This window comes from Gammaproteobacteria bacterium (assembly GCA_016765075.1).
Taxonomy (GTDB): Bacteria; Pseudomonadota; Gammaproteobacteria.
In genome coordinates, this window is sequence record JAESQP010000140.1 from 1 (window position 1) to 6,338 (window position 6,338).

5 protein-coding genes and 1 tRNA gene are annotated in these 6,338 nt (G+C 44.3%); 1 reads left to right on the top strand and 5 read right to left on the bottom strand.

Annotated elements, in window-relative coordinates:
- Window positions 1-263: 263 nt before the first annotated feature.
- Complete coding sequence (locus JKY90_08495; protein MBL4852298.1) at window positions 264-3,815, top strand: tandem-95 repeat protein; 3,552 nt, start codon at window positions 264-266, stop codon at window positions 3,813-3,815.
- Between the two features lie 380 nt (window positions 3,816-4,195).
- Here JKY90_08495 and JKY90_08500 read toward each other — a convergent pair.
- The 5 genes from JKY90_08500 to JKY90_08520 form a co-directional block, all read right to left on the bottom strand.
- Window positions 4,196-4,272: transfer RNA gene (locus tag JKY90_08500), tRNA-Arg, on the bottom strand.
- Between the two features lie 160 nt (window positions 4,273-4,432).
- A complete protein-coding gene (locus tag JKY90_08505) occupies window positions 4,433-4,744 on the bottom strand; it encodes a hypothetical protein (GenBank protein MBL4852299.1) in 312 nt (103 codons plus the stop codon).
- Between the two features lie 16 nt (window positions 4,745-4,760).
- Window positions 4,761-5,189, bottom strand: a complete 429-nt coding sequence (locus JKY90_08510; GenBank protein ID MBL4852300.1) for a hypothetical protein — start codon at window positions 5,187-5,189, stop codon at window positions 4,761-4,763.
- 30 nt (window positions 5,190-5,219) lie between these two features.
- A complete protein-coding gene (locus JKY90_08515) occupies window positions 5,220-5,714 on the bottom strand; it encodes a DUF3465 domain-containing protein (GenBank protein ID MBL4852301.1) in 495 nt (164 codons plus the stop codon).
- A gap of 1 nt (window position 5,715) precedes the next feature.
- A partial coding sequence (locus JKY90_08520) for a DUF853 family protein (protein MBL4852302.1) occupies window positions 5,716-6,338 on the bottom strand: 623 nt, incomplete at its 5' end.

Here is a 6,338-nt window from a genome sequence, read left to right on the forward strand (position 1 = left end):
ATCGACAAAGTACTCGGCTTAGAAATTGGTGCTGATGATTACCTAACAAAACCTTTCAACCCTCAAGAATTAACCATTCGAGCACGTAACATTCTCAACAGAATAAATCAAACAGGAGCGATGAATTCACCTATACCATCACGGATGCGGATGGAGATACCAGCAGCACGACGTTAACGATCACGATTAATGGTGCCAATGATGGGCCGGTTGCAATCAATGATAACTTTACTGTTGACGAAGATGTCACTCTTCTTGGCAATGTGCTTGCAGATAATGGCAGTGGAATAGACAGTGATGCGGATGGTGATGGCTTAACGGTTAATTCTACACCAGTCAGTGGCCCTGCTAATGGTCTACTAACACTTAATGCTGATGGTACTTTTGAGTATATACCGAATGAAGATTTCAATGGCACTGATAGTTTTACCTATCAAATTACCGATGGTAATGGTGCTACTGATACCGCAACAGTTAACATTAGTATTAATGCAGTAGCTGACGCAGTAGATGATAGTCAGACTACGGATGAGGATATAGCGAGCACTATCAATGTATTAAATAATGATAGCTTCGGCCCGAATGCAATGGTCACAGGTGTCACCAATGGTGCTAATGGTACTGTCACAATAGGCAGTAATGGCGAAGTGACTTATACGCCTAACTCTGATTTTAATGGTAACGATACTTATACTTATACAGTAACAACTGCTGCTGGTAATACAGAGATGGCAACGGTAAATGTGACTGTTAATTCCGTCAATGATCCACCTGTTGCTATTGATGATAGCGCTAACACAAATGAAGATACTGCTGTGACAGTGGCTGTATTACCTAATGACAGTGATGCTGATGGTGATATGCTACAAGTTACTCAGGTCACTGACGGTACTAATGGTGTTGCTATAGTCAACACAAACGGCACTATTACTTACACACCAAATCCTGATTTTAACGGTACAGATACCGTTACTTACACAATTTCTGATGGACAGGGCGGTTTTGATACAGCCACTCTTACCGTTACTATTAATGCAATTAATGATGCGCCGGTAATTGTTTCTGTAGATTCCGCTGTTGTGTCAGAGGAAGGTTTAGCTGCAGGTATAGCAGATGTTGTTGGCAACCCTACAGACAGTACTGATAGTAGTACGTTTACTGGTAGCTATAGTGCTACGGATGTTGACAGTAGCGTACTAACAGCAACATTTACTGATTCAACACCTACTGGTCTTACCTCTGGTGGTCAGGCTGTAACTTTCGCGCTCAGCAATAGTGATCAGACGCTTACAGGTTCTGCCGGTGGTAGCGATGTTATTCGTTTAGACATTGATGACAATGGTGGCTATCAGGTGACATTACTTGGGCCACTGGATCATCCGACCGCTAGTGGTGAGAACCTTTTAGATTTTGACGTTGGTATCAGCGTTAGTGACGGGACAAATTCAACTGATGATGTTATCAACGTTACGGTTGAAGATGACAGTCCTATAAGTGGTAACCTGGATGTGTCTTTGATTATCCCGCCATCAAATACCAATCTTAGTTTTATTATTGATATCTCGGGTAGTACAGGCGGTACGGCTCCAGTAGATGATGGTAATGGTGGTACAGTCAACGTTGAGATTTTGCAGTTAGAGCTGCAAGCTGTGCGTGATGTTATTCAAGCTTACACAAACCTTGGTGAGGTGCGGGTTCAATTTACAGCATTTAGCACCGGGTCAAGCTCACTAGTAACCTGGGTCACTGCTGCAGAAGCGCTGGCGTTAATTGGTGATGGTAGTGCGGCTCAGAGAGATGCGATCTTTACTGTAGGTGGTGGTACTAATTATGATGTAGCCGTAGCCGGGTTTCAGTCTGCTTTTTCAGCTTCTGGTGCACTTGATGACAGTGACCCGACAGTGACTAATGTGTCTTATTTTCTTTCCGACGGTGAGCCGCAGACAGGAGGTGGCTCTGAAGGGACAAATGGTCTGACCGGCGCTGAAATTACTGCCTATACGGATTTTCTGGTAGCGAATGATATAGATGCTTTTGCTGCCGGTTTCGTTGGGGCTAGCCAAGGTCCTCTGGATCCGCTGGCGTATAACGGCATCGATGATACTGAGCGCGATGGCGTGGTTGTTGCTGACGCCAGCGTCTTGGCTGATACACTGATATCGACAATAGATTCAACCGCCAGCGGTAACTTGTTCGGATCATTAAACAACGCGTTTGGTGCTGATGGTGGGGTGACCATGTCGATCACTATTGATGGAATCACCTATGACTATAATCCGACCACGGATACGATCACACCCAACAATGGCACTCCAGTTATCTCAGGCCCGATGTTAGACGTAACAACCAGCAATTCGGGCAATCTGAATTTTGATTTTACTACAGGTGAGTATACCTACTCAGCAGACCAAAACCTGCCGCTAAATACTTCTATAGAAGAAGTTATTGATTATATTTCAGTTGACAATGACGGTGATCAAACCAGCGGTACCATTACCCTGACGGTTGTTCGCGGTGCTGATAGCGATAATGATGGCATTATTGATGCGGTTGATATCGATGATGACAATGACGGTATTATCGACACGGACGAAGATGCATTTTTGGTGGTATCACCATTCACTACGACGACGACCAATTCCAATATTCCACCAGATGGCAGCGGCACTGCCACTCAGACAATTAATTTATCGTCGTTTGGTGTGGCGATAGGGTCAACAGTAACCATTAATAACGTGTTTGCACGTGGTGATATTAATAATGATGCTCCGAATGAGTTTTTTGATCTTACATTTGTTAACTCTGATGGTAGTGGCACAGATACCATTGTTGCTAATTTACAAACGCCATTGAATGGTGGTGTGGAAGATACTATATTCCGACCTGTTACCACACTTGTAAATTTGACAGTGACAGTCGTTGATATTAGTAATGGTAATGGTGTCCCTGGATTTGTTGTACAGGGCATCACTGGCAGTGGTGTTGGTGGTGTTGGTGTTGGTGGTGTTAACGGCGTAGATTACCGTTTTGATATTGCTGGCAGTGGACTTAGCAACGATGCCGATGGCGACGGTATCATCAATAGCCTTGATGTTGACAGCGATAACGATGGCATTCTCGATAACGTCGAAGCGCAACTAATCAGCAGCAGCTATGTAGCACCAAGTGGTATTGATGCCAACAATGATGGGCTAGATGATGCCTATGGTTCTGGTTTAACCCCAGTAGATAGTGATAATGATAGTGTGCCTGACTTTATTTCACTTGATAGTAATGGCGATAATACGCTGGATGGCCAAGATGCAGCCACAACAGGCAATGACAGACTGGTGGGTGGCGATGCAACTAACGATACGCTAGATGGACTTGCCGGTGATGACCAGTTATTTGGATTGGATGGGGATGATTCTTTGGTCGGTGGTGCTGGAATAGACTTCATTTATGGCGGTCAGGGTGATGACACGCTTACCGGTGGTAGTGAAGACGATACTTTCGTCTGGCGTAATGGTGACCAGGGTACGACAGGTGCCCCAGCTAATGACGTCATTACTGATTTCACGGTTGGTGTCGGGGGTGACACACTTAACCTAGCAGATTTATTGCAGGGTGAAGAGAGCAGTGACCTCACTGACTATCTTAATTTTCAACAAAATGGTAGTAACACTGTCATTAGTATTGATACTGATGGTAGTGGTACCTTTGAGGCAAGCCAAAACATCACGTTAAGTGGTGTTGATTTAACGGCTGGTGGTTCGCTTAGTGATCAACAAATTGTTGATAGTTTGTTGGCTACTGGTAATCTGATAGTAGATTAATATTTGCTAGATGGTAGAATTTTTGGCATAAATAATACGTTGGTGGCGTTGGCGCCACCAACGACCAACGTTTTGGCTGTAACAATTTCGACCGGCCGATAAGTCCGGCCACTGAGGTCGCACAACGAATTGAGCGGGGTCTCGAAATCGCAACTAAAAACGCTACGATTGTGATTGAAAGACTAGCAGAGATTTTGTAAGCCTTTGATAAATTTGGATCTCCAGAAGTGATAATTCGCTATGCTCAGTTCTTTGGAGCCGTTGTCGTAAACTCTGACGTTCAACTTGATAAAAACATCAAGTTGTAGAACGGTTGAGTTGCCATTAAATTCCACGTCAACTAAACCAAAAAAACCTGCATAAGGCAGGTTTCTATGATTTGGTGCGCCCGGAGAGATTCGAACTCCCGACCGCCTGGTTCGTAGCCAGGTACTCTATCCAGCTGAGCTACGGGCGCGTTTGGCTGCGCATTATTGCGTAATTAATGGGTTAAGTCAAAGACTATGTAATACCCTAATCCCCGGATCGCGCGTTTCTATCCGGGGATTAGGGTAATATGTATTTGTCTTGTAACAGATTGATTCACACACTAAAGATTGTCTTACTGTACAAGCAATTTATGGTTCGTCCTCCGTTTCAACTTCACCGCTCCAGCCAGCAGCCTTAGCTTTTATAATGGCTGCATTGTGGATTTTTTGATGACGTTCAAACAGCTCTTTTGGTAAGTGACTCGCTAAGCATCCATATTTATCCCACTCGGCATTCACCTGATCTAATAAGGCATCAATTCTGACTAAGATCCAGCCTTCACAGGTTTCCGTTTCTTCAATTAGACTAAATACCCAGGCATCACGAATCATCTTTCCGATAGCGGTCATGCCGCCCTGAGCATCTTTATTAATGCCGATATAAGTGTTTTGTTTTTTCATAAGGTTTCTTTTTTAGTTATTGTTCCACATCATCAGTGTCGAGTTGCCCAGTAAGACGGCGGCGGATGTGTGACCATGAAATGCCGACAGTCAATACGGCACAAATGACTAATTCGATGACATAGATAAGTATGTCAGGTTTATCTAAAGAGAGAATATCATAATAAATCGCCAGCCAAACCAGCGTGCCGAAAAAGGCAACGGCGAGAATAATACCGATCAGGCCTAAAGAACGACCGGCAGCCCGGAGATAGACCACCCAACCAATCAGCAAAACGATACCTAAAAATGCCAACAAAGGTAGGGCGACAGCCTGATTTGGGTAATCTTTAACAAGGTGATAAAAGGAATAACCGGAGGGATTGTAGCTTGCGAAGACCAAAATGCAGGCAAAAATCAGACGTATCAAGATACCGCTACCGGTAATGGTATTTGATAACGCCATGTCTAAATCTCTATCACTTTAAATTGTCGCTTAACGGTAGAATTGGCCATCAAGTTTAATCCAACCACCTTCTATTCTGCCGCGTGGGTCATGATGTGTCCAGTGTAGTACGCCACCACGATCAGTCCATTCGTAGCGACCACGCAGGGTGATTTCGTCACCGCGTGACACTGGAACACGGTCGGCAAGGTCGATGTTGTGTGATACCAGCACGGTATGACCGCTGCTGGTCTTTGCTATAAATTTTTGATGACGAGAACCTTCGTTATCATCTGCCAAGAGTCGCGTCACTTCCATACTAATTTGCATCCAGACCTTGGAGCGTTTTTGTTTGAAACTCTGGATGAGTTGCTTGTCATCATAGGCACTTGTACTTTCTGTGGCTGATATATTTGAGTTATTGTTTATCGTTTGTTTAGTATTGTCCGCTTGAGTGGTGTCGTCAGATTCAGGAAAGCCAAAAACCAACCCCCAAACAATTAAAATAACAATGGCGACTAATGTCGTGATCTTTTTCTGTGTCATATTATTTTAGAGCTTTCTTAATCAAAGAACCCAATAAGCCGCGTACCATTTTACTGCCTAATGCCGTGCCTATACTGCGTGCGGCACTTTTAAAAAAGGCTTCGGTGGCACTTTGACGTTTGCGGGAGGGTTTTTTGGTTTTTGAGTTTTTACTCTTACTGCTGGTTTCAGTATCGTTATCTTCAACAGCTTGCGCAGCACGTTTTTTTAATACTTCATAGGCTGATTCGCGGTCTATTGCTTTGTCATACTTGCCAAGAATAGGGCTATTTTTTATTGCCTCTTTTTGTTCTGCATCGGTGGCTGGGCCAAGACGTGAAGAGGGTGGCCGTATTAGTGTGCGCTCGACAACGCTAGGCACGCCTTTTTTTTGTAAGGTGGAGACCAGTGCCTCGCCAACGCCTAGTTCGGTAATGACTGTTTTCGCTGAAAATGCAGGATTTTGACGGAATGTTTCAGCAATAGCACGTACAGCCTTTTGATCACGCGGGGTAAAGGCACGTAGTGCATGTTGTACGCGGTTACCTAATTGAGCGAGCACAGTGTCTGGTATATCTAAGGGGTTCTGAGTAACAAAATAAACTCCGACGCCTTTCGAGCGTATGAGACGTACGACTTGCTCTA

What these genes read in the sequence shown, in the direction of transcription:
- JKY90_08505 (MBL4852299.1), bottom strand. Translation starts at nt 4,744, where the DNA reads ATGAAAAAACAAAACACTTATATCGGCATTAATAAAGATGCTCAGGGC.
- JKY90_08510 (MBL4852300.1), bottom strand. Translation starts at nt 5,189, where the DNA reads ATGGCGTTATCAAATACCATTACCGGTAGCGGTATCTTGATACGTCTG.
- JKY90_08515 (MBL4852301.1), bottom strand. Translation starts at nt 5,714, where the DNA reads ATGACACAGAAAAAGATCACGACATTAGTCGCCATTGTTATTTTAATT.